General features: G+C 66.7%; 11 protein-coding genes and 1 pseudogene. 6 read left to right on the top strand and 6 right to left on the bottom strand.

Going from position 1 to position 23,202, the window contains the following annotated elements:
- Nucleotides 1-50 precede the first annotated feature (50 nt).
- The 3 genes and pseudogenes from J7367_RS19310 (at nt 51) to J7367_RS22365 (ending at nt 10,719) form a co-directional block, all read left to right on the top strand.
- Nucleotides 51-677, top strand: coding sequence for a hypothetical protein (locus tag J7367_RS19310; protein WP_081028010.1), 627 nt, complete (start codon nt 51-53; stop codon nt 675-677).
- Between the two features lie 10 nt (nt 678-687).
- Nucleotides 688-3,843, top strand: a pseudogene (locus J7367_RS22375) (hypothetical protein); the annotation flags it as partial.
- Nucleotides 3,844-4,350: 507 nt separating this feature from the next.
- Entirely contained in the window at nt 4,351-10,719 is a 6,369-nt protein-coding gene (locus J7367_RS22365; RefSeq protein WP_244672343.1) for a putative Ig domain-containing protein, read from the top strand.
- Between the two features lie 28 nt (nt 10,720-10,747).
- Here the strand turns inward: J7367_RS22365 and mobH are convergent, their stop codons facing one another.
- The 6 genes from mobH to J7367_RS19275 form a co-directional block, all read right to left on the bottom strand.
- On the bottom strand, nt 10,748-12,652 hold the full coding sequence (gene mobH / locus J7367_RS19300) for a MobH family relaxase (protein WP_057663899.1): 1,905 nt from the start codon (nt 12,650-12,652) through the stop codon (nt 10,748-10,750).
- A gap of 227 nt (nt 12,653-12,879) precedes the next feature.
- A complete protein-coding gene (locus J7367_RS19295; protein ID WP_057663896.1) occupies nt 12,880-13,281 on the bottom strand; it encodes a DUF2628 domain-containing protein in 402 nt (133 codons plus the stop codon).
- A 193-nt stretch (nt 13,282-13,474) separates the two neighbouring features.
- A complete protein-coding gene (locus J7367_RS19290; RefSeq protein ID WP_057663893.1) occupies nt 13,475-13,882 on the bottom strand; it encodes a hypothetical protein in 408 nt (135 codons plus the stop codon).
- Between the two features lie 108 nt (nt 13,883-13,990).
- On the bottom strand, nt 13,991-17,050 hold the full coding sequence (locus J7367_RS19285) for a TonB-dependent receptor (protein WP_081028009.1): 3,060 nt from the start codon (nt 17,048-17,050) through the stop codon (nt 13,991-13,993).
- Between the two features lie 117 nt (nt 17,051-17,167).
- Complete coding sequence (locus tag J7367_RS19280) at nt 17,168-18,217, bottom strand: FecR domain-containing protein (protein ID WP_057663890.1); 1,050 nt, start codon at nt 18,215-18,217, stop codon at nt 17,168-17,170.
- On the bottom strand, nt 18,198-18,773 hold the full coding sequence (locus J7367_RS19275; protein WP_057663887.1) for a sigma-70 family RNA polymerase sigma factor: 576 nt from the start codon (nt 18,771-18,773) through the stop codon (nt 18,198-18,200). The genes J7367_RS19280 and J7367_RS19275 overlap by 20 nt, the downstream gene beginning before the upstream one ends.
- A gap of 396 nt (nt 18,774-19,169) precedes the next feature.
- Between J7367_RS19275 and J7367_RS19270 the strand changes: the two genes are divergently transcribed.
- The 3 genes from J7367_RS19270 to J7367_RS19260 all read left to right on the top strand — a co-directional run bounded on the left by J7367_RS19270 (nt 19,170) and on the right by J7367_RS19260 (nt 23,137).
- Nucleotides 19,170-19,625 carry a hypothetical protein gene (locus tag J7367_RS19270; protein WP_244672342.1) on the top strand — a complete coding sequence of 152 codons (456 nt, stop codon included), beginning with the start codon at nt 19,170-19,172 and terminating at the stop codon, nt 19,623-19,625.
- A 533-nt stretch (nt 19,626-20,158) separates the two neighbouring features.
- On the top strand, nt 20,159-20,554 hold the full coding sequence (locus J7367_RS19265; RefSeq protein WP_139792619.1) for a hypothetical protein: 396 nt from the start codon (nt 20,159-20,161) through the stop codon (nt 20,552-20,554).
- A gap of 114 nt (nt 20,555-20,668) precedes the next feature.
- Nucleotides 20,669-23,137, top strand: coding sequence for an ABC transporter permease (locus tag J7367_RS19260; RefSeq protein WP_176214967.1), 2,469 nt, complete (start codon nt 20,669-20,671; stop codon nt 23,135-23,137).
- The last annotated feature ends 65 nt before the right edge of the window (nt 23,138-23,202 follow it).

Genomic DNA, 23,202 nt, shown 5'->3' with positions numbered 1-23,202 from the left:
GCGAGTTGTTCAGGGCGGACTATTGAGCACAAGTTCAAAGGAGTTGAGTCATGAAACCTATATGGCACGTATGTCTGTCCGTTTCGCTGCTGCTTCCCGCATTGGCGGGCTGCACGCCGAATACCTTCGAGTGGAAGGAAGAAATCCTGCTGCACGACGGCCGCAAGATCATCGCGGAACGCAAGGACGTGGCTGGCGGCTGGACGGAGCCCGGGCAATCGGGATCGACGCAGAAGAGAACGATCACGTTTCCAGATCCGAATGACCCTAAGAAGAAATATACCCATCAAATCACTGGTAGCAGTAATTACCTGCTATTGGATTTCGAAAAGGGAGTTCCTTGGTTGATCGTGAGTGTTGGGCCATTCAGTATGGATACCGATTGCCCTATCGGCTCCTATGAAACATTCACTCAAATAAATGGAAATTGGCGAAGCGTTAGTTACGCAAATTTGCCGAAAGACTTCGCTGCGCCAAATATGGCCACCGATTATGGGCCTGATTCGCCTGATTTAAGAAGGGCAAAGAAGTTGTTATCTGCTGAGCAGATTAAAGAAATAATTGCGGCGAAGAAAAGGAAGGCCGCAGGTTCGTATGGAACTACATGGCGTCTAGTGCAGAAGAACGATCACGGTCGGCCAATCGATTGTCAGGCGTATCCAGCGGTTAAAAAATGAGGGGTGAGAAATGAATCGCAACGTAGAACTCGCTTTGCTGGCAGGTGCGAGCTATGAATCTAGTCGAGCGGATATCAATAAGATACTGGTTCCGGAAGGGTGGGCTTCTTTAAATATTGCTGGTTGGCCTTATGGCAGCCAGCGCAGGCCAGAAACCAACGTGCCGGGCCGCGTCTACTGGCAAGACAGCACGACCGGCTTCGAGGCGGCGGCATATGTAAAAGGCAGCGAGGTCGTGGTCAGCTTCGCGGGCACGTATTTCGAGGGCGAACTGAAGCCCGACATGTTCGACAACAACGTGCCGCTGGGTGGGGGCAAGTTGACGGATCAGCTCCGGCAGGCGGCGGAGTTCGTGGTGCGGCTCAAGCAGAACCCCGCGATGGCGGGCAAGAGCATGGTGCTGACCGAACATTCGCTGGGTGGAGGCTTGGCCTCGGCCATCGGCGTGATGCTGGACGTCCAGGCGGTGACGTTCGACCCGGCGCCGTTCCGCGCAGCCGCCAGCATGGAGAACGCCCAGGCGCTCAACGCCTATTTGGAGCGCCAGGGGCTGGCGCCGGATGCCAAGCTCGCGAGCTACACGACTTCGGGGCAGGTGCCGGTGCCCGTGGGCCTGGCGTTGCGGCTGCTGGGGCCGGCGGCGGCCGGGGCGGGCACGGCCGCCGGCCTGCCCAGCGTGGTGATGGTGCCTGTGACCGTGGCCCGGGAGGCCAACGTGCGCGCCATCGCCCTCAAGGGCGAGATGCTGACGGGCGAAGGGGTGGACGTGTCGGTGCGCGATGCGCTGCGCATCTACGGCAACGGCCTCGATCTGGTGGAGAACGCCTCGGATGCGAGCGCGGTGGCGCTGCACTCGCAGGCATTGCTCACGCTGATGCTGGAGAGCCGCGACGGGTCTGCGGACCAAGGCTTCTATCTTGCGGCGCAGCGCTACAAGCCATTCCTCGGGCTGTTTTCGAATGCGGATCTGCTGGGTATACAACGCACGGATCAGCCAAACGCGACGTTGGCCGAACACATCCTACGCCACCAGTTCGGCATATCCGAGGGCAGTCCGAATAGCGCCCAAGCGGTGGTGGCGGACAAGATGCTGGACACGCTGGGCAAGGACTTGGGCAAGTTAGGTGTGCCCAACGGAGGGTTCGTTCAACACTTCCAGGAAGGCGTTCTGGCCAGTGTGCTGCGGCATTACTACAGCGCCACGAGCTCGGAGGCGACGCCGGATCGCTATGAAGGCGGGGCCCTCAAGCCGTTGCTCAAATCGGAAGCGGGCGGCGTGTCCTTCAAGGTGGCCGATGTGGAGGCCTCGGGGGGAACTTACCGTTCCTGGGGTTCGTTCGTCCAAGGCATCCTGGGAGAAACGCAGACCACCATTCCCCAACTGGACAATCGCAGTTATGCGGCTCTGGTGCGAGGGAACGTGCCTCTGTCCGAACGCGTGGCGGTGGCGACCAGCGGGGCATTGAATTACCAGAGCGCGGCCGACGACAAGCGCGATCTGGCGCTGGGGGCGGACGCTGCCGATGTGCTCAGCACGGGCGCTGGGCAGGATTTCATCTTCGCGGGCAGGGGCAACGACGTACTGGCCGGCGGCGATGGCAATGACACGCTGTTGGGCGGACTGGGTTCCGATACCTACCAGTTCACTGGCGGCTTCGGACGCGACTACGTTCTGGACCAGGACGGCCTCGGAGCGATCCAGATCGACGGCAAGACCCTGGGCGAAGCCAAGAGTGCCGGCAAGGCTGACGTGTGGGTGGCCGATTTGGACGGCCAGCGCGTCGGGCTGGCCGTGTACAACGACGCGGCTTCGACCACGGGCAAAAAGCTGGTCATCACGCGTGCGGGCAATGTCGCGGACACGATCACGATCGACAACTTCGACCTGACCAAGGCGAAGACGGACGCGGGCTACCTCGGCATCAAGCTGGAATCCAAGATGCGGCTGGCCTTGAGCGACAAGGCGGGCCCCAGTCCTTTCGAAGACCCTCGATTCGAACCGCAGGCGCTGGCGGGCCTCTCGACGGTCAAAGGCGGCGGTGGGGACGTGTTGTCCGTTCATCTCAACCGACCCGCGCAGGCAGGAGACACGGTCACGCTCTCTCTCAGCGCCATGCAGGACCAGTTCCGGATCGTGTCTGCCGGTGCGGTTCTGCCTCCCGGGGCCGGGGTGCTGACTCTGGTGGAGGGGCAGACCGAGATCGTTTTCGCACTGATGCAGACGGGGGAAACCGCATCCGGTGGCGCGGCCCGCATCGAAGCGACCTACAAAGGTAAATCCCAGGACGACGCAGGAACCCCGCAGCAGGCCGCCTCCAATCGTTGGGACGTGTCGCTGGTCGCATCGGCACAGACACCGCCAGCATCGAACTACGACTTGGCGACATCTGCGGGCCGCGACGCCTACGACCGTCTCACGCAGGCCCAGCAGGATGGGGGTCTGCGGGTGACGGGCGCCTTCCAGGCCGGCGGCAACCGGCACGGCGCGGCCGGGGGCGCGGGGGCGGACGTGCTGGAGGGCGGCGCGGCGGCGGCGTCTTCGCGGCAGTGGCTGTACGGCGAGGCGGGCGATGACGTGCTGTACGCGGGCGCCCCGGTGGACCTCTCCGCGGCGATCGCCGCCGGGGAGACGCAGGCGGCCAGCGGCAACGGCTTCGCGAGCCTGTCGGGCGGGCGCGGGGACGACCGGCTACTGGGCGGCGCGGGCGACGAGGTGCTCTACGGCGGGGCGGGCGACGACACCATCGTGGGCGGGGGCGGCGCGGACATCATCCTGGCCGACGGCAACGGCTCGGCGCTGGTGGTGGGCAATGCCGCCGACGCGCACGGCATGGGCACCAACGACCCGGCCACGGGCCAGCCGAGGCTGCTGATGGCGAGCATGGCGCTGGCGCAGATCGGCACGACGCCCTACGACAGCCTGGGCCAGCGCATCCGCAAGACGGACCTGCGCACGTTCGGCATCAACCCGCTGTCGGAAGTGGACGCCTCGGGCCTGCTGGCGATGCAAGCGCAGGACATCCGGCCGCTGGAGGGGGACACGACCCAGTACGTGGCGGGCTCGCAGGAGACGTTCGCGCAGTTGAACGGCAGCGAGGCATTCATGAGCAACGTGGGCCGGGCGGCAGGGGCCGGCGCGGACACGATCTACGCGGGCGCGGGCGACGACGTGGTGAACGCGGGAGCGGGCGACGACACGGTGTTGGCGGGCACGGGCAACGACATGGTGGCGGGCTACGACGGGGATGACTTCATCGACGGCGGGGCGGGCGACGATTGGCTGGACGGCGATTACGACGTGGTGCCGTCCGCAGGGCAGCAGGCAGTGGAGACGCTGACGATCCACGGCGCAAAGATGGTGGTGCGCAACGTGCTGGAGGCCTCGCGCCACGGCAACGACGTGCTGGACGGCGGAGCGGGCAACGACCGCATGCGCGGCGGCGGCCGTGACGACATCCTGCGCGGCGGCATGGGCAACGACGAGATCTTCGGCGACCAGGACGGGATGAACGGCCCGGAGGCGGGCGACGACTTCCTGGACGGCGGCGAAGGCGACGACACCCTGGTGGGCGGGGGCGCCGGCGACGTACTGCTGGGCGGTGCGGGCTCCGACATCCTCGAAGGCGACGACGCCCCGGACCAGGTGAATGCCCAGTGGCACGGCGCCGACCGGATGGACGGCGGCGCGGGCAACGACACCCTCGTTGGCGGCAACGGCAACGACGCGCTGATGGGCGGCGAGGGCCGGGACACGCTCTATGGGGGCGCTGGCCACGACACGCTGGTCGGCGGCGCAGGCGCGGACCTGCTGGATGGCGGATTGGGCAACGACACCTACGTGATCGATGCGGCCGACCTGCCCGAGGGATCGTCGGACGCGGCGGAACTGCTGCGGGACGCGGGCGGCGACGACACGGTGATGCTCTCAGGCGCGGTGTCGTCCTCGCGGACCGACAAGGCACAGGACCTGGCGATGCGCCTGGGCGAAGTCTCCGAGCGGCGGGGGCTGGTATTGGAGAACGGCTTCACGGGCGCGTTCGAGACGCTGGTGGTCAACGGCGTGCAGGTGTCCACCGCGCAGTGGATCCGGGCCAACGTGACGGAGGACAAGACCCTCACGGCCGACACGGGGGGCAAAGCTTACGGCGGGCGCGGAGCCGACCGCCTGAGCCTGGGCGGAGGGGGCGGCGCGCTGCAGGGTGCTGCAGGCAACGATATCTTCGACATCGCCCAGGCGCGGGACTCCGGCGGCGCCGTTCTGACCTTCGAGCGGGGCGACGGGCAGGACACCGTGACCGGCGCGGTGAGCGCGCAGACGCGGGACGCGCGCGCGGCCAACGTGTTCGAGTTCGGCGAAGGCATCGCTGCCGATGGCGTGGCGCTGGTGCGCAAGTTCGACGGCCAGGGCATGGCCCTGTACTTGCGCTATGGAGACGGCGACGACAGGGTGCGCCTGGACGGCCTCTCGGGCAGCGACGACCGGCCGTTCGACATCGCACGGTTCGCGGACGGCAGTGAACTCGCATGGACCGACCTGGTCGCGCGCGGCATCGTGCTGGACATGCGCGAGCGCACCGACGGCAGTGCGTGGTACGGGGAGGGCACGCCCTTCCGTGACCTCATCACGGGCCGCGATGGCGCGGACAGGATCTACGCGGGCGCTGGCGATGACTCGATCGCAGCCGGCTCCGGCGATGACCAAGTATGGGGCGGCGACGGCAACGACACCATCGACGCGGGCGTTGGCAATGACACGGTCGAGTCGGGCCAGGGCCGCGACATCTTCCTCTACGGCCGGGGCGATGGCGTCGACCGCTATTCCGCCGGAACGGCTGCGCCAGCGGATGGCGACGTGATCCGGTTCAAGGAGGGGCTCGCGCAATCCGACCTGATGTTCTCGCGCGTGGAGGACGATCTGCTGGTGCGGGTGATCGGCGCGCAGGACCGCCTCACGATCAAGGCGGCATTCACCTCGCAGCCGCTGTCGCGCATCGAGTTCGGCGACGGGCGCGGCGTGGCTTTCTCCGATCTGGCCCTCACGCCGGGCCAGGCCCAGGCGAGCGCCGGCGACGATGCGGAAATCCTCCTGTTGCCCACGGGCGATACGGTGGACGCGCTGGCCGGCAACGATACGGTCCATGGCGGCGCGGGCAACGACACCATCGATGGCGGCGCGGGGGCCGACACCCTGTACGGCGGCGCGGGCGACGACGTGCTGACCGATACGCGCGGAGACAACACCTTCGAGGCTGGCGATGGCAACGACCGCATCACGGGCGTGGGCACCTCCGTGGACGCGGGCGCTGGCGACGACGTGGTGGAGGTACCGGGCGCACGCGTGAAGCTCGGCACGGGCAGCGACACGCTGGTGGTGCGCAGGTCGGCCGCTCCGGTGGGCGCCACGCTGCTGGTGGACGGCCAGACCCGGGAAGGCTCTGGCCGCACGGTCCGCTTCGCCGCGGGCCTCGCCCCGGCGCAGGTGGGCATTGCCAGCGTGCCCGGCGATGGCGGCCGCAAGGATCTTCTGGTCACGTGGGCCGGCGAAGGCAGTACGGGGACGCAGGAGTTGCGCATCCTCGGCTTCATGGACTTCGCGGAAGGCCAGCGTGGCCTCCGGTTCGTGTTCGATGACGCGCCGCAGACCGTGTGGAACTGGGGCGACGTGTTCAACCGCGCGAACTCCGGCACGCCGGGCGACGATGCGCTCAGGGGAACGCCGGGCGACGACGAACTGCGCGGACTGGCGGGCAACGACACCCTCGACGGCTTGGCCGGCAACGACCTGCTGGATGGCGGTGCCGGTGCCGATACCCTGCGCGGGGGCGAGGGCAACGACACGCTGATCGCGGGAGAGGGCGCCGCCACCGGGAGCGACGCGCTCTACGGCGAGGCGGGCGACGACATCCTGGTGGCCTCGCTCACCGGTCCGTCCCAACTGTCCGGTGGCGAGGGTGCGGATACCTTCCGCATCGGCCCCTCGGGTGGTCCACACACCATCGTGCGCGACGATGCCGTGGCCCGGGACGTGCTGGAGTTCGATGCCGCGATCGCACCGGGCCAGGTGTCGGTGGCGCACGTGGACGGCTCGGCCGTTCTGAGCGTGAAGGACGTGGCGACCGGGGCACTCAAGACGACGGTCGTGCTCTCGGGGCTGTTTTCCAGTGCGCAGCCTGGGGGCGTGGCGCAGGTGCGCTTCGCGGGCGATCCGGCCACCGTCTGGACGCTGCAGGATCTGCAGCGCCAGGCACTCGTCGGCGGGGCGGGACACGACAAGCTCACGGGCTTCGGTTTCTCGGACGACCGCCTGGTGGGCGGGGCGGGCGATGACGTGCTGGCGGGCCGGGGCGGCAACGACGTCCTGTCGGGCGGTGCGGGATTCGACACGCTTGCCGGCGGCGCGGGCGATGACGTGTACCTCGTCGGCCGGGGCGATGGCCGCGACGTGATCATGGAGGCGGGCGGCTCCGACACGCTGCGTTTCGGTGCGGGCATCGCGGCGGCGGACGTGCGCCTGGTTCGTACCTCCAGCGCTCCGGCGGACGCCACGGGGCGTGCCGCGGGCTACGGCGCCACCGATTCCCTCGTGGTGGTGGTGCCCGGCGCGGGACAGGTGTGGATTCCGGGCTTCTTCGGCGCGGATGGCGGCGTGGAGACTTTTGAATTCAGCGACGGCACGCGCTGGAATGCGCAGGATATCCAGGGCCGCATCGTGGATGCGCGCGGCGCGGCCGGAGCCCAGCAGGGCACGGCAGCAGACGACGCCTTCACGGTCGATCACCCCGGCGATACCGTGGCCGAAGGCGCGGGCCAGGGCACGGACACCATCCGCAGCGCGGTCTCCTATGTGCTTCCGGCCGACGTCGAGAACCTCACGCTCACCGGCACGCTCGACATCGCGGGCGTCGGCAACGGCGCGAACAACGTGATCGTGGGCAACGCGGGCAGCAACGTGCTCGATGGCAAGGAGGGCCTGGACCGGCTCGAAGGCGGCGCGGGCGACGACATCTACGTGGACATGGCGGGCGATGCCTACTCCAGCAACAGGGACGAGATCGTGGAACAGGCGAATGGCGGCAACGACACACTGCTGCTCGACGCCAGGAGCCGGTCCCTCGCGGACAACGTCGAGAACCTCGTGTTGATGGACTGGACGAACACCACTCGCATCGTCCCCGTGGATTCCTACTACGGTTTTCAGGCTTCCTCTCTGTTGTACGACGGCCGTCCCGACGACACCCGGGTGCGGCTGTCGGGCAATGCCCTGGACAACGTCATCGACGCCACCAATCAAGGCCGCATCAGCACCATGATGATGCGCGATCGCTCCGACGCGTTCGGTGGCCTCGTGCTGGACGGCGCCGGCGACAACGACACGTTGATCGGCGGCGTGGAAGACGACTTCTACCTGGTGGACAGTGCGGGCGACAAGGTGCTCGAGACGGGGGTGGATGCCAACGGGAAGCAGCTTTCGGTCAACGACACGATCGTTTCCTCCAGCGTCTCCGTGGACCTGTCGGGCATCGCCAATGTCGAGCACGTCGAGCTGCTGGGCGACCAGACCTTGAGCGCCACTGGCGACGACCAGGCCAACCAGATCCGGGCGTCCAGGAACACCGCCCGCAACGTGCTCACCGGCAAGGGTGGCGACGACACCTACTACGTGGGACTCAACGACGTGGTGGTGGAGGCGGCGGGCGGGGGCACGGACCGCGTCATTCTCGACGTGATGGCGATGGGCCAGGCCGCGTGGCATTCCAGCGGGAAGGTTTTCCGGCTGGACGACTATGCGAACGTGGAGAACCTCGCCGCCAACGGCAGACTGCGCGGAATCGATCCTGCGCAAGGCGTCCACCTGATCGGCAATGCCGGTAACAACACGGTGAGCGGCTCGTTCCAGGACGACATCGTTGAAGGCGGCGATGGCGACGACGTCGTGGAAGACCAATATGCGGCCATCCGCCCCGCCGCGGCGCTCTGGTCCGCGGGCCAGGATCGGGACGAGCTGAAGGGCGGATCGGGCAACGACCGCCTCGTGAGCCATGCCGGTCGCGACACGCTGGACGGCGGCTCGGGCAACGACGTGCTCGTGGGCGGCGATGTCTATCTTTTCGGCCGGGGCGACGGGCGCGACGTCATCGAATCGTGGACGGGGCGGGTGAGCGGCGAGCGCAGCCAGACGCTGCGGTTCAAGTCGGGCGTCACGGCGCAGGACGTGGTGCTGCGCCGTGACGGGGATGCGCTGGAGGTGACCTTGCGCGGCGCGCAGGATGCCGTCACCGTGAAGTCCTTCTACCAGGACGCGGCGGTCAGCGGCGTGCGGCGCATCGAGTTCGCCGATGGCACGGCCTGGGAGTACGACACGCTGGTGCGCCGGGCGGATCCCAATGCCGTCAACCATGCGCCGGTACTGACCGCTCCGCTGGCAGACGCACGTGCATCCACCGGAGCGGCCTTCAGTCTCACGGTTCCTGCCGGAGCGTTCTCGGACGAGGACGCGGGCGACGTGTTGACCTACCGCGCCACGCGGGCCGACGGTAGCGCGCTGCCGTCCTGGCTGGGCTTCGATGCGGGCACGCGGACGTTCAGCGGCACGCCGGCCCAGGGCGACGTCGGCGCCATCGACGTGCAGGTTTCGGCCATCGACGCGGTGGGTGCTGTCGTGTCGGACACGTTCTCGCTGGTGGTCGACAAGGGCAACCGCGCGCCGGTCGCGGACGGCTGGATCGACACGCAGTATTTCACGGAGCAGACCGCCTTCCGGTTCACCGTGCCCGATGGGGTGTTCTCGGATCCGGACGGCGATGCGCTGCAGTTCAGCGTGCGCTATCCCGCCAGCGCGGACTGGAAGCTGCCGTCCTGGATTTCCTTCGATGCCGCCACCCGCACGTTCACGGGCACGCCGCCGAGCAGTGTGGGCGGACAGCTCTTCAACTTCGAGGTCGTGGCCACCGATACCTCCGGCGCATCGATGGACGTCGGCTTCGCTCTGATCGTCAACCAGGCGCCCGAGGCCCGGCAGGCGATCGCGGCGCAGTCGTTCAAGCAGGGCGGTGCCTGGAACTTCAAGGTGCCGACGACGGTCTTCGTGGACGATGACAAGGACGCATTGGTCTACGGCGCGACGCTCGCGAATGGCGCGGCGCTCCCGGCCTGGCTTACTTTCGATGCGCAGTCGCAGACGTTCAGGGCTTCCGCGAACGCGCCCCTGGGCACCTACGAGATCTCGGTGAGCGCCAAGGATCCCTGGGGAGCCCAGGCGGCCCAGAAGTTCGCCGTGACCGTGCAGTCGTCCACCATCACCGGCACGTCCCGCAACGACACCCTCACGGGCACGGCCGGCAGCGATACGATCGACGGGCTGGCCGGCGCCGACACCATGTCGGGCCTCGCGGGCGACGACACGTACGTCGTGGACAACACGGGCGACCGGGCCGTCGAAGCGGCGAATGCCGGGACGGACACGGTGATGTCCAGCGTGACTTTCACGCTGGGTGCCAACGTGGAGAACCTCGTGCTCACCGGAGCGGGTGCGATCAACGGCACGGGCAACGAACTGAGCAACCGGCTGACGGGCAACGCAGCCGCCAATGTCCTCACAAGCGGCGCGGGAGCCGACACCTTGGATGGAGGTGCCGGGGCCGACACGTTGATCGGAGGGCTGGGCAACGACACCTACTGGCTCGGTCGTGGGTACGGCACCGACACCGTGCAGGAGAACGACACCACCAGTGGCAACCTCGATATCGCCAAGTTCGCGGGCGATGTGTCGTCGCGCCAGCTCTGGTTCCGCAAGAGCGGGAACAACCTGGAGGTGAGCATCATCGGCACGGGCGACAAGCTGGTGATGAGCAACTGGTATGCGGGATCGCAGTACCAGGTGGAACGCTTCCAGGCCGGCGACGGCAAGGCGCTGCAGGCCAACCAAGTGCAGAGCCTCGTGCAAGCCATGGCCACGTTCTCGCCGCCGGCCGCGGGCCAGACCAGCCTGCCGGCGAACTACCAAAGCAGCCTGGAAACCACCTTGGCCGCGAACTGGAAGTGAGCGCAAGACGCCGCGACGCCTCCTGGCTTCAGAGCTCGGGGGCGTCGGGCGTATCCACGCGGGCGGCAACCGTTGGTGCCTGGGCGCTTGCCGAAGCGTCCTTCAAATGGAGAAACGGGTTGTTCGCCAGCGGTTGCGACAGCACCGAGAGCGGATCGCGCAACAGGTAGCCATGGAGGCGGCGGGTCTTTCGGGGGCCCGCCACCTCGCAGGTCCAGATGTTCAGTCCGTTGTCCTGCTTGCGGTGCAGGCGCAGCCGCTCGAATTGCCGCTGTACCCATTGCCACTCGGCAAGTTCTTCGCCTTTCGCCAGCGCTCTGACGGCCGGATGCTCCTGCGCGTAGCGCTGGAACACGCCCGGGCTCACGAGATAAGCGGTATCGGCCACCGTATGCACCAGTGCCTTCGCGTCGTTGAGGATGAGGCGGCGCTGTTGCAGGCCCTGTCTGAGCCACGCGATGAAGTCCTGCCCGGACGGAGCGCTGGAGGGCGGACGCGTCGCGGTCGCAGTTTCTTCTTTCGCGACTTCGCGTGGCGGACTCCGCGGCGCGGGTGCTTCCGCAGGCGCGGTGTCGGCACGGTGTGCCGAGGGTGGCGCGGGCCAATCTGGCTGCAGCAATGAGAGCAGTGCGTCGACACCATCCTGTCGCGGAGACGGCGTTGGCGTGGCATCGGCCTCGGTGCCCTCGGCCACCATGGCGCTCTGGTCGTTGTCCGGGGGCTGGACGGCTGGAGATGGCGGAGCCGACTCCGCATCCTGCAGCACCTGCACGGTTCCCGCGAACGGTGCGGGACGCTCTGCCGCATCCCAGATCAGCGCGGGCGACAGGCGCAGGAAGGTGAAGGTGTTCGACCATCCGCTTTCGCTCGCCACGCAGGCCCGCCAGATGGCCTTGCCGTCCGGCGTGGGCAGGGCGATGCCATGGTCCTGCAGCACATCGAACACCGCCGTATTGCTGGATGGAATGCCGTCCATGCCTTGGCCGAGCAGGTGCGCCCTGAGCTTGTCCGAGACCGTCTTGCTGACGAGCCACAGGGCATCCTGGGTCAGCCATCCGTCCGAAGCCTGGGGCTGGTTGATCTGCAGCTGTTCGCGCAGCAGGTAGCGCAGGCCGTCCAACAGCTTTCGCTGCAGCGCATGGCGCGGCGCGGCCAGGGCCTTGGCGGGGTCGCCGCCCAGCGACTGCGCCACGGAAGCCTGGTCCGCCTGGACGACCAGCTCACCTAGCACGCCCGCGTGTTCGTGCTGTCCCGCCAGCACGAAGAGCAAGGGAGTCCACAGGTCGGGGAAGCCGCTCAACCAATCCAGGATCCCTGTGTCCAGCACCCGCGCATACAGCAGGCCGCCCGCGGCGCCATGCAGCCGGTATTCGCGTCCGGAGCGGTAGCGGAAGCGATAGGGTTGCCGCAGCACCCCATGCCATGCGCGCCACGTGCTGCCGTCCTCCTGCTCCACGTCGATGTCGACGGCGATCTTGCCGATGTCGTGCAGGAGCGCCGCATAGGCCACACCCGCGGTCCAGACCTCCGCCTGCGCGGCCTGCGATTCGGGTGTCGCACCCGCCGGCAAGAGGTGCGACTGCCGCAGCTTGAGCGCGTAGGCGACGATCTCCAGGCCGTGGTCGAGCATGCCACCGGGGTGTGCGTGGTGGTGGCTCTCGGACGCCGGAAACAGTTGCACGAGTTCCGCGTAGCGCCGGATTGGGGCGAGGTACAGGGCCTCGAACTGCGCCCGCGACAGCGACGTGCGCTGCCAGATGTGCTCGATTAGCTGCTGCCGGCGCACCGGCGCCAACAACTCGGAGGCCGAGAGCGGCGTCCTCCAGCCCGGCGCGGAGCCACGGCCCGTCCCCGTCTCCGGGGAGCGGGTCGTCGTGTCGGCTGTGGGCGCCTGCCTGCCCGCGCGCTGGAACAGCTGGAATGGCCGGAACATGGGATGGCGGTCGTTGGATCGTCCGGTATGGCCCGCAGGCTCGCCGCATCCATGGGCATGGGCGGCACGCGGCACCGAAGGTTCGCGCAACGCGCGCGCGACGTCAGCCCTGAATCGGGCAGCCAGTGCCACCGCGATGGCGATGGCCGCTGGTGCCTCCTAGTGCAACCTGTGTCTTGGCCATCGCCATCCAATAGAGCGCGGGTCCATGGAAGGCCCTGCGCGGCCTACCAGCGCACGCCTTCCAGCGGATTCCAGCTCGTGCTGCCTTTGATCTTGTGGAGGTAGTAGGCGTAGTTGGCGGTCATGCCCACCAGCAGGGAGTACGCCAGACCGAATGAGCGCAGCGCGTAGTCCGGAAGGAACGAGCAGATGAAGCCGATCACGAACGATGCGCCGATCAGCACCAGCGCCTTGCGCCACATCCCGAGGATGAAGAAGTAAATGAAGCCGAAGAAGAAGGCATAGAAGTTCATGTTGAGCTTGACCTTCTGGCCGAACGACAGCGCACTGGAGCGCATGGCGGTTTTGAAGGTGGAGGACTTGGGCTCGCCGTAGCGGTCGTAGAAATCGAACCGGAACTGCCATGTGGGGCTGTACTGCGAATAGTCCTGCGCTGTGTCATTCATCGGTGCATGTCCTGCGGGTGGAGTGGATGGATCGGTGGATGGGTCGAGGGTGGCGGGGCGGTGCCATCGACAGGTGCCCGTGCCGCGGCAAGCGAAGGAGGGCGCCAAGGCCGCACGGGACGCCATGTGGGTTGCGCGAGCGAACGCGCCCATCGCATGGGCGCCGGCCTCATCGCCTCACTGCCTCAACGTCTCAGGCTTGGCCGAGGCCCGCGTCGCGGCCGCCCTTGCCAAAGAAGGCACTGGCCGCGGGCCGCAGCAGGAAGAACACGACAACGCCGAACAGAATGGCGCCGGGAATCAGGGCCAGCTTCATGGGGGCGGTCGCGAATCCGATCACCAGTCCGATGGCGCCCCAGCCGATGTAGAGCGTGCGCCCCCAGGCCAGTCCCTTGAGGAAGGCGAGGGCGCAGACGAACTGCACCGCCAGCCCGAAATACCCGATCGCGTACTGCGCCCACAGCGGCAGCAATCCCTGGCGCATGACGTTCTCGGCCGCGGGATTGCCATGGGCCATCGCGAAGGAGACGACCGTCAGGACGCAGGAGACGATCAACAACCAGGCGATCACGGTGAGGGAGGTGGGACGGGGTGCTTTCATTTCCTTTCCTTGGGGTGGTGTGAACGGACGCCCCATCGGGGCAGGTGGTGCGGGTGGTGCGTGTTGTTCGGGCGGCGTGGCATGGGGATGCACTGGAGCGCCGGGCCGCTAGTGCCCAGGCAAGCCACCGAACTTCTGGGTGTACTGCAGGGCGAACCGCCGCCCGGTCGTGTCGAACCACGACGCGTCGTAGTACGGGTAGATCGTCGCGCTGCGGTCCACCGGCGGCATGGCGTCGAAGAGATTCGTCACCGCCAGCGACAGCTGCGCACGGTCGGTCACGCGATACTGCAGCGTGCCGTTGAAGCGGTAGGTCGCCGCGATCCACGGACTGCTCGCGCTGTCCGGTGCATGGATTTCCAGGTAGGAGTCCGCGCTGGGCAGGCGGCCCAGGCGCTGGCCCTGGAGGCTGGCCGACCAGGCATTGCGCGACCAGCGGAGTGTGGCGTTGGCTTTCGTGCGGGGCGCGTCATAGCCGCTGTTGACCGCGAACGCGCTTTCGAGCGCCGCATCCTCGTCGCGCTGGATGCGATGGCGATGCACCCAGGTGTAGTTGATGAGGAGGTCGAACGCCCCCCAGCGTGTCTGCGCCTCGTAATGGAGGGCTGCGTCCACGCCGCTGGTGGTCTCGCGCGCGATGTTGATCGGCGCCACCGAGACGGCGGACAGCACGCCGTCCGCCCTGCGTTCGACGCGGCCCATCGCCTCCCGGCAGGCGCTGGAATCCGCGTCGCGCTGTCCCAGCCGACAGTCCGCCTCGTCGCGCAGGACTTGGTCCACGCGCAGATCCTGCACCTGGTCGCGCATGTCGATCGCGTAATAGTCCGCCGACAGGTCCAGGCCCTGCAGCGGGGACCACACCACACCGGCGGTCCAGGCGGTGCTCGTTTCCGGCTGGAGAGCCCGGTTGCCGCGACGTCGGCGCACCAGCGCCTCGTCGTTGAAGCCGCATGCGGCGATGCTCGCCTGGCCGTCCTGCGTGGCGCAGCGGTAGTAGTCCACGCCCGTCGCTTCATCGTTGCCTTCGCCTGCAAAGAGGTAATGCAGGTCCGGGGCACGAAAGCCCGGCCCATAAGAGCCCCGCAACAGCAGGCTGTCGCGCGGCCGCCATTCCCACCCCGCGTTCCAGGTGAAGCGTCCGGCGCGCCGCCCGGCGTAGCGGTACTGGTCGAAGCGCGCGGCCATGCCGAGGTTCACCCGTTCGGCCACGGGCAGGCGCAACTCGCTGGCGATCGCCCAGCGATCGCGGTCTCCGCTGCCGTCGGCATCGCGCCAGCTGTAGTAGTAATACTGCGTCGCCAGCGGGTCGGGGCGCAGGTCGTAGGACTGTCCTCCGACTTCGGCCGTCATCGACAGGGCCGCCTGTCCGCCGGGCAGGCTCCACCACTGCGCATTGGTCAGCGTGGCCGACAGGGTGTCGGTGCGCGAGCGCGGCGCGTATTCCGTGCGGGCGGCGATGGCGTCGTACTCGGCGCGGCGCAAGGGCGTATAGAGGCGTGCGGGATCGGCATCGAACACGGTATAGCCCGAGTCCGGATCCGTGCCGGACGGCTGGCCGAGGAACAGCGCATTCGCGCGCGCGGCCACGATGCGCGGCCAACTGATGCGGGCACGGTACTGGGCATGGCTCAGGGCCGTTTCGTAGGACCATGCCTCGCCGAACGCGCCTTTGAGGCCGGTCGTGATTCCCAGGGTCTTCTGACGCGTCTCGATCAGGTTGCGTCCCAGTCCGCCCATTTCCTCGGGAGTGAACTGCCGGCTCCAGTATTCGACCTGCCCGGTCGCGCGGTTGTAGAACTCGCCTTGCTCATTGCCGTCCGCCGCCATGTAGGACCAACCGGGAACATCGCGAAGCAGCGCAACCGCATGCACGCCCAGCTGCACGTCAGCGAACCATTGCAGGGACTCGCCGAACGCATAGCGCATCGAGGCATGGGCGTTGACGCCCCGGCGGCGATTGAGCACCGTGCCGTAGCCGATCGACGTGGAGCTGCCGCAGTAGTGGCCGGGGCCGCGCCGGCCGGTCGCCGGATCGAGCGCGCCTTGCCCGGCGCGCGCGCTGTATCCAGTGCTGCCGCCATTGAGCTGCGCGAGCGGCGCGCAGGCCGCCTCGCCCGGATCCAGATAGGTGCCGCTGGCGTCGGTGCGCAGGAAGGTGCGGCGCGGCGCCGCGGCGCGTTCGGCCGGTGCGTCGCGGGTGGAATCCTGGCGGCTGCGCTCGTAGGCCCAGAGCGGTTGTTGGGAGACGGCCTGCAGGCCGAACACGCCATCGAAGGCGCCGTGCGAATAGCCGCTGGAGACCGCCAGCTCCGACGACTGCGCATCGCCCCGGTCCGTCTGTCCCACGCGCGCGTCCACCGTGGTGCCGTCGGCCCGCTGCTTGAGGAGGATGTTGACGACGCCGGCGATGGCATCGGAGCCGTAGACCGCCGATCCACTGCCGGTCAGGATCTCGATGCGTTCGACCAGGGCCAGCGGCAGGTTGGAGACATCGGCGAAGTTGCTGCGGCCCTGGAAGGGCATCGGGAAGTCGGCGATGCGTCGGCCGTTGACCAGCACCAGCGTGTGGTTCGGCCCCAGCCCGCGCAGATTCACCTGTTGCGATCCGGGGCTGTAGTCCGCGCTGCCGAACGACTGCTCGCTCTGCGTCTGGCCGATGTTCTGCGTCATGGCACGCAGCACGTCCGGCACGGTGGCGAAGGCACCGGCCCGGATCTGCTCGGAGCTGATGACCGCCAGGGGCGCCGATCCCTCAACCTGCGCGCGTGCGATGCGTGAGCCGGTGACCTGGACGGGTTCCAGCGCGACCGGTGCCGGCGGAAGGCTGTTCGCCGCTTGCGGTGGCTGCGCGCCATCGGCCGCCTTCGGGGGTGCCGGCTGAAGCAGGACCGCGCCGGAAACATCGCGGTGCGCCACCAGACCGGTGTCCTGAAGCAACTGCTCCAGCGCCTGATCGGCATTCGATGCCCCGTGGGCGCCGCGGCTGGAGAGGCCCTGGATCTGCTGCGTCTGGTAGAGCAACTGCAGCCCTGCTTGCCGGGAAAGGGTGTCGAGCGCCGTGCCCAGCGGGCCGGGCGGGATGTCGATGGTGGCGGTCGCCGCGACGGCCTGCAGGGCGAGCGCACCGCAGATCAGGCCAAACCATCGCGGGCACGCACGCAGCGGCATCCAGTCCTTCTCTGACGATTCACGGCGCTCCGTTGCGCCCGCTAGTAAAGACGAACGAATGCGCCGGATCCCCCACCCGGGAGTGCGGGGCACCGCGCGGCTGTCGCCCGCTGCCGGTCAGCGGGCGTGGAGGATGACCTGTCCGGCGCGGGATTCGGCGCGGATCGGATAGCTGTGCTCCAGCAGGCGCGCGAATCCTTCGGCATTGCGCCAGCTGAAACGCCCGCCGATGCGCAGCTCTTCCAACTGTGCATCGGCCAGCACCAGTGGCCGCGTGTTGAACCGGTTGAACTCGGCCACCGCATCGCGCAGCGGTGCGTCGGTGAAGCTGAGGTAGCCCGATCGCCAGTCCACCTGCTGCTCTGCCTCCGCGATGGTGCTGCTGCGCACCAGGACGCCGTGGGGTCCGGCCACGGCGATACCGCCCGCGGCGATGAGCACCGGAGGCTGGGGCTTGCCACCCTTCGGGTCGGCATCCAGGCGCACCGTGCCCTCGGTGACGACCACCCGCAGTTCGTCGCCATCACGGCGCACGGAAAACTGCGTGCCCACGGCCACGACGCGGCGCGCACCGACCTGCACGACGAATGGGCGGCTTGCGTCCTTGGCGACCTCGAAGAACGCCTCGCCCCGCTGTAGCGCGATGTGACGCTCATGGCGATCCAGCTCGACGCTGATGCGCGTGTCGCTGCCCAGCGTGGAGCGCGAGCCATCGGCCAGCGACAGCGATCGCAGCGCACCGGGCATGCTCTGGTAGGCGTTCGCCTGCTGCCGTTGTTCGGGTGGGGCATGGTCCAGGAACAGCGCGCCGGCAATGAAGATGCCACCGGCCAGCGCGACGGCGAGCGAAAGTTTCCAGCGGCGTTGGTGCTGCACGGCATGGGGGAGGGCCGGAGTGCGCACCGACTCGCCATGGGCTGCGGCGGCAAGGGCGCGGCCGCTGAAGCGCCCGCGTGCGGGTGGCCCGCCCTTTGGGAGGCCGGCGGCGATCGCTCTCAGGCGGTCGGCTTCCCGCCAGGCCGCCTCCAAGCGCAGGAAGGCGACGCGGTGCGCCGTGGACTGCGCCAGCCAGGCGTCGAGTTGCACCTGGTCGCTCGCATCCCACGCCTCGCTCTCGCGCCGCGCCAGCCACTGCGCGGCGGTGTGCTCAATCTGCCTGCTGTCCATCGCGCGTCGACTTGAGTGCCTTGGCGGGCGCCGCAAGCGGAGGCGCCGCCGAGCCGTGGAAATAATCGGCCAGCAGGCGAATGCCCTTGGCCATGTGTTTCTCGACGGTTTTTTCGCTGATACCCAGATGCACGGCGACCTCCTTCTGCGACAGTTCCTGCACACGGCGCAGCCACACCACTTCGCGGCAGCGGTCCGGCAACCGATCGAAGGCATGGGTCAGGCGGGCGAGCAACTGGCGTCCTCCCATCCAGCGTTCCGGGGTGCACTCCTCCACTAAGACGAGCAGGGCGTCCGGATCACCCACTGCTTCGATGGAGACCACCCGGCTGCGCCGGATGCGATCGGTGACCAGGTGATTGGCCGTGGCAAAGAGGAATGCCCGAGGGATGTCTGGAAGCTGGCGGCTGGCCGACTCGTAGACGCGCGCATAGACCTCCTGGCGCAGATCGTGAACGTCATCGGGGTTGGGCCAGCATCGCCTCAGATAGGCGACCAGGGCGGTCTCGTGGATGAGGATGTGCTGGACAAACCATTCGTCGACGGCGCTGGACATTCGGCCAGATTAGCCCAAACGGCCGCGCTTGGCAGCACCGTTCGCGCACCGATGGAGGGTAGGGAAATGGCGCGCTCGTTCGACGCTCGTCGCAGAGGCGCTCTGTTGCAGGACGGGGCGAAGCAGGATTGCCGGCAACGGATTGCCAAGCGAATCCTCCTCTGGTGGAACGGCGGTGGTTTCCTGAATTGCTGCATCGGTGAGAGCGGTTGGGATGCGGCGAATGGGGCGCATCGCCCGCGGCATGCGGTGGGGAAGTCGGCTCTTCATTCGTCTTGATACAGGCAGGGCGGCTGAGTGCATGGCGCGGGCGGTTGGAGTTCGAACTGGCCTGTGTAGCCTGCCTCCCTGAATCTGCCCATGTGTTTCCTGACCCAACCACCAAGGAAGAGATCGATGAAACTTCGTTATCGTCTGCGTCAAATCCCGGCAACGGCCGTGCTTCTTGCCGCGCTGTTCGGCGGTACCGTCGCATCCGCACACGCGGACACACCGCGTGCAGAAATCGCCTCGCAGGTGAAGACCTATGCGTCCAAGGATGGCATCAAGGCGTGGACGCTGCGGTACGGACCGCGCGAGAAGAACCAGGCATTGATCCAGGTCACGGACTCCGACAGCGCGATCGACAAAAAGATTCTGTTGGCGACCACCGCCGCGACGGAGAAGGACACCCGCTACACGGTGCAGCTCAACGGCCGGCCCTATGTTCTGCTGATCCTCAGTGGAAGCGCCGGTGAGCTCTATATTCCAGGATCCCCGAACCCTGCGTGGGTGCGTTACGACGAGTACCTTTCCGCGCAGAGCAATCCCGAGCATTACTTGACGGACTACGAGCAGCAAGCGAAGCCGTAGCCGTAGCCGTAGCCGTAGCCGTCAAAGATACACGTTCGCCTTGCCCGACGAGATGTGCTGGATCCCTGCTGTTTTCCCCGCAGCAGGGTCTTGTCGCAAACCAGCAGTCCACTTAACTACGACACCGTTTTAAAGGTAGTCAATCCGACAGGCCCTGACGCCCACGCGTCTCAAGGACAAAGCCGCCGCTCAAGAGTGCGGTCCCTCCCTGCTCGCTCGCCACCGAGGCAATCGTCGTTCATTCTTGCCCTTCGGAGCCCGGTTCCATGCATCACCCTGTGTTGTCCACTGTGACAACTGTCCTGCTTGCTGCCATGCTTTCTTCCATGCGTTTCCTGATCCGCTGACCATGGCCCTGCTGCTGTGGATCACCATGGACTTGTTCAAAGCGATCCTCTGAACGCTTCTGGTGCAGTGGTGCCCCGCGATGTTGATGGCCAAGTGGCTTCCGCGCATGCGCAGGGGTGGTCGCGTGGCTGACAGGGTCACCGGGTTAGCCGGTGGCGCGGCAGGCGGACTTGGCGGCTTTACGGGTGCTGCCCAAGCTGTGGTGCGACCCGCGCGGTTACGACAGTAACCCGCAGCGCGCCGTGATCCAGAACTTCAACCTGTCCATGCCGCTGTTCGCCATTGTGGCGCCTGCGATGCTGATCCCCATCCTGCCCGGCGGGCGCGTACTTCGGCTTGAGCGAAGCGACCTTTCGGCAGCCCGAAGAACGGTCTGCTTCATCTCGCCCAGGAAAACTTTATTGCGAGTCTTCCTGGGCCATTGGGTCCACGCCCAGAGGAATTTATTCATGCCGAAATTTCCCGTGATGCTTGGCTCTGACCGCAGCGCAAACCGGGAATTTTTGAAGGCCATTCCTAGAAATTGCACCGCGCTTGATGTGGGGGAAGGGGCGATTGTTTTATCGGAGTTCCGCGTGTAGTCTGGTCTGCATAGCGCTACTAACACGAGTTCCCACGTTACGACGAAGCCTTGGAGCAATAGTTGCAATGGAAACGGGAGTTGCCAAAGTAATGTTGTCCGTGGAATGCGCGGGATGTATGCCAGCCTAGTTGCCGGTGCAAGGGCATTGTTTGTGAAGGGTGCACGCTCGGCCACTGTGGCAACGGCACAGTCCCGGCAAGCGTGGGTCATCGTAGCGCTGGCAACCCTGGCAATCGCGCTCAACGCGTGCATGTTTGCGCTCATGTATGGCCTGCTGGTCAAGCCACTGCCCTTTCCGGTAGACGATCGTCTGGTGACGCTGCAATTGCGCTCAGACACCCTGGGGCTGGATTTGGGCTGGTCGGTTCCCTTCCTGGAGACTGCGGGCAGCCCGGGGCAGAGCCTTCAGCGCATGGCTGCCTTCAAAACCTCCGAACCCACCCTATACAGCGACGCCGCACGGATGATTGGCAGTGTCTCGGCGGTCACCGTCAGCCCTGACATATTCCCGTTGCTAGGTATCCATCCGGTCGCTGGTCGCCTGTTGAACGCCGACGACACGAGGATCGGTGCTCCCTGCCGCGCTGTGGTGGGCGCCGACTTCCATGCGCAAATCCTTGGTCGTGCTTTTGCCGAAGGAGAGCGGCTGAACGTATCGGGCGCATCCTGCCTGATTGTTGGAGTGGTTCCCGAAGGCAGCGGCTTCCCGGACGCGAAGCGTCACCTGTGGCTGCCGATGAAGATCAGCGAGCAGGATCGCTCGGCCGAGGCGGCTGGATCGTTCGGCGACCTCAAAGCGATCGCCCGTCTCGCGCCTGGGCAAAGTAGCGACGACGCCACCCAGGAGATGCGCAGGAGGCTCGCGGCCGACCGGCGCTTGGACTGGATCGTCGAGCAGGTCGCAGCAACTCCATCGGCCCGTCCCTTGCGCTTTCTGTGGGTTGGCGACCGGGTCTTCACTCTGACGTTGATGTCGCTGGCCGCGCTGATGGTGTTCGCCGTGACTACGGCCAACTTGTGCAATCTTTTCGCACTCAGCGTGATCCGTCGTCAGCACACGTTCGCGCTGATGGAGGCGCTCGGCGCAAGGCGTGCGCGAAACTTGGCGCTGATTGCCTGCGAGGCCTTGTCGCTGGCCATGCTGGGGGCATTGGGTGCGTTAGCGTTTCTGGCACCGGGCATGCGCTTTCTGCAGCGAGCGGGAATGCTCCCGGCCAACGTGCCTCAGCATGTAGGCCTGGATTTGGCGACTGTTGCCGCGATGGCGGTCATGGTGGCAGTCATTGCCGTGGCCATGACCGTCGCTGCGGCGGGATTGCTGTGGCAGAACCTGGCCCAGTCGCTACGTCATGGCGGCAATGGGCAGACCGGCTCGGCCCGCGGGGCACGATTGCGTCGTCATCTGGTTGCCGCTCAGATCGCTTGCACTCTGGTGCTGGTGTTCGGTACCGGACTGCTGATCCGCAGCTCGGACAACCTCATCGCCGAAGACATCGGCTTCGCCCGCGGTCCGGTATCGGTCGGCCAGTTGGGTGCCGATCGACGCTCCATAGACGTCAATGTCCGACCGCTGCGTCAGGCGCTGGCCGCCTGGCTGGATGAAGTAGGAAATGCACCGGGCATCCGTGAGGTCGCCTTGGCAAGCACGGCTCCGTTCGGCGACAACGTGTCACTGGCGACAATGCATATCAAGGATGGCGACGGTGGTCCACGGGAGATCAACGCCTACGAAGTGTTCGTCAGCCAAAATTATTTCCGGGCACTGGGTCTGCCGCTGCTGCAGGGACGCGGCTTCCGTGCTGACGAAACGCGGGTTGGCGCGCCGACGATCATCGTCGATGCCACGTTCGCGAGTCGCTACTTGGGAGACGGCGATCCGTTGGGTCGTCTGGTCAGTGTCAGTGGGCCAAACGGCTTACGGGACCATCGGGTTGTCGGCGTGGTCGGCGTCGCGCGCCAGCGCTCCCTTCGTTCGCGTGACGAATATGCCACTGTCTATCGGCCCATGGAAACGCCCTGGCCGCTTCCAGACATGCCAGCCGACAGCGTTTCGGTGATCGTCAACACATCTCTGCCGTTGTCGGCAGTCCGACCGATGCTGGAGCATCCGCTGCGACGATCTGCCGCTGGCCTTCGCTTCCATGAGATCAGGACCATGCAGGCGATCGTGCAGGAGACATTGGGCGATGCGCTGCGTTTGAACATGATGCTCAAGCTCTTGGTGAGCGTGGCTATGGTCCTGTCCGCTGTGGGCCTATATGCTTTGCTTGCCTTCTCTGTGGCATCCCGTACCCGCGAGTTCGGTGTGCGCTTGGCGTTGGGGGGGGATCGTCGCCATTTGCTGGCCCTGGTTGGCGCCGAGGGCGCTCGCCTGTACGCCGCAGCCGCATTGGTCGCGCTTCCTGCTGCGCTGCTGGTTGGTCGATCGCTCTCGGACAGGTTGTTCGGTATCGATCCTTTCGATCCGCTGTTGATGCTGGTTGTCCTGATGTTGTTCGGCCTAATCTGCGCAGTAGCCAATCTGGTACCGGCGTTGCAAGCCTCACGGGTATCGCCGATGGAGGCCCTGCGTGGTGAATGAGCCAAGACCTGATCAATTCCGTGCTACCACGGATGCCCGTTGCCGGCCAGGCAACATTCAAGAAG

This window comes from Xanthomonas sp. D-36-1 (assembly GCF_017746155.1).
Lineage (GTDB): Bacteria > Pseudomonadota > Gammaproteobacteria > Xanthomonadales > Xanthomonadaceae > Xanthomonas > Xanthomonas cissicola.
The sequence above is the reverse complement of the archived record's forward strand: the minus strand, read 5'-3'. Positions and strand labels throughout refer to the sequence as shown.

Bases quoted from the DNA above. Each gene is read 5' to 3' on its own strand.
- J7367_RS19285 (WP_081028009.1), bottom strand. From the start codon at position 17,050: ATGCCGCTGCGTGCGTGCCCGCGATGGTTTGGCCTGATCTGCGGTGCG.
- J7367_RS19260 (WP_176214967.1), top strand. From the start codon at position 20,669: ATGTATGCCAGCCTAGTTGCCGGTGCAAGGGCATTGTTTGTGAAGGGT.
- J7367_RS22365 (WP_244672343.1), top strand. From the start codon at position 4,351: ATGGACGGCGGCGCGGGCAACGACACCCTCGTTGGCGGCAACGGCAAC.
- J7367_RS19295 (WP_057663896.1), bottom strand. From the start codon at position 13,281: ATGAATGACACAGCGCAGGACTATTCGCAGTACAGCCCCACATGGCAG.
- mobH (WP_057663899.1), bottom strand. From the start codon at position 12,652: ATGTTCCGGCCATTCCAGCTGTTCCAGCGCGCGGGCAGGCAGGCGCCC.
- J7367_RS19275 (WP_057663887.1), bottom strand. From the start codon at position 18,773: ATGTCCAGCGCCGTCGACGAATGGTTTGTCCAGCACATCCTCATCCAC.
- J7367_RS19280 (WP_057663890.1), bottom strand. From the start codon at position 18,217: ATGGACAGCAGGCAGATTGAGCACACCGCCGCGCAGTGGCTGGCGCGG.
- J7367_RS19310 (WP_081028010.1), top strand. From the start codon at position 51: ATGAAACCTATATGGCACGTATGTCTGTCCGTTTCGCTGCTGCTTCCC.
- J7367_RS19290 (WP_057663893.1), bottom strand. From the start codon at position 13,882: ATGAAAGCACCCCGTCCCACCTCCCTCACCGTGATCGCCTGGTTGTTG.
- J7367_RS19270 (WP_244672342.1), top strand. From the start codon at position 19,170: ATGAAACTTCGTTATCGTCTGCGTCAAATCCCGGCAACGGCCGTGCTT.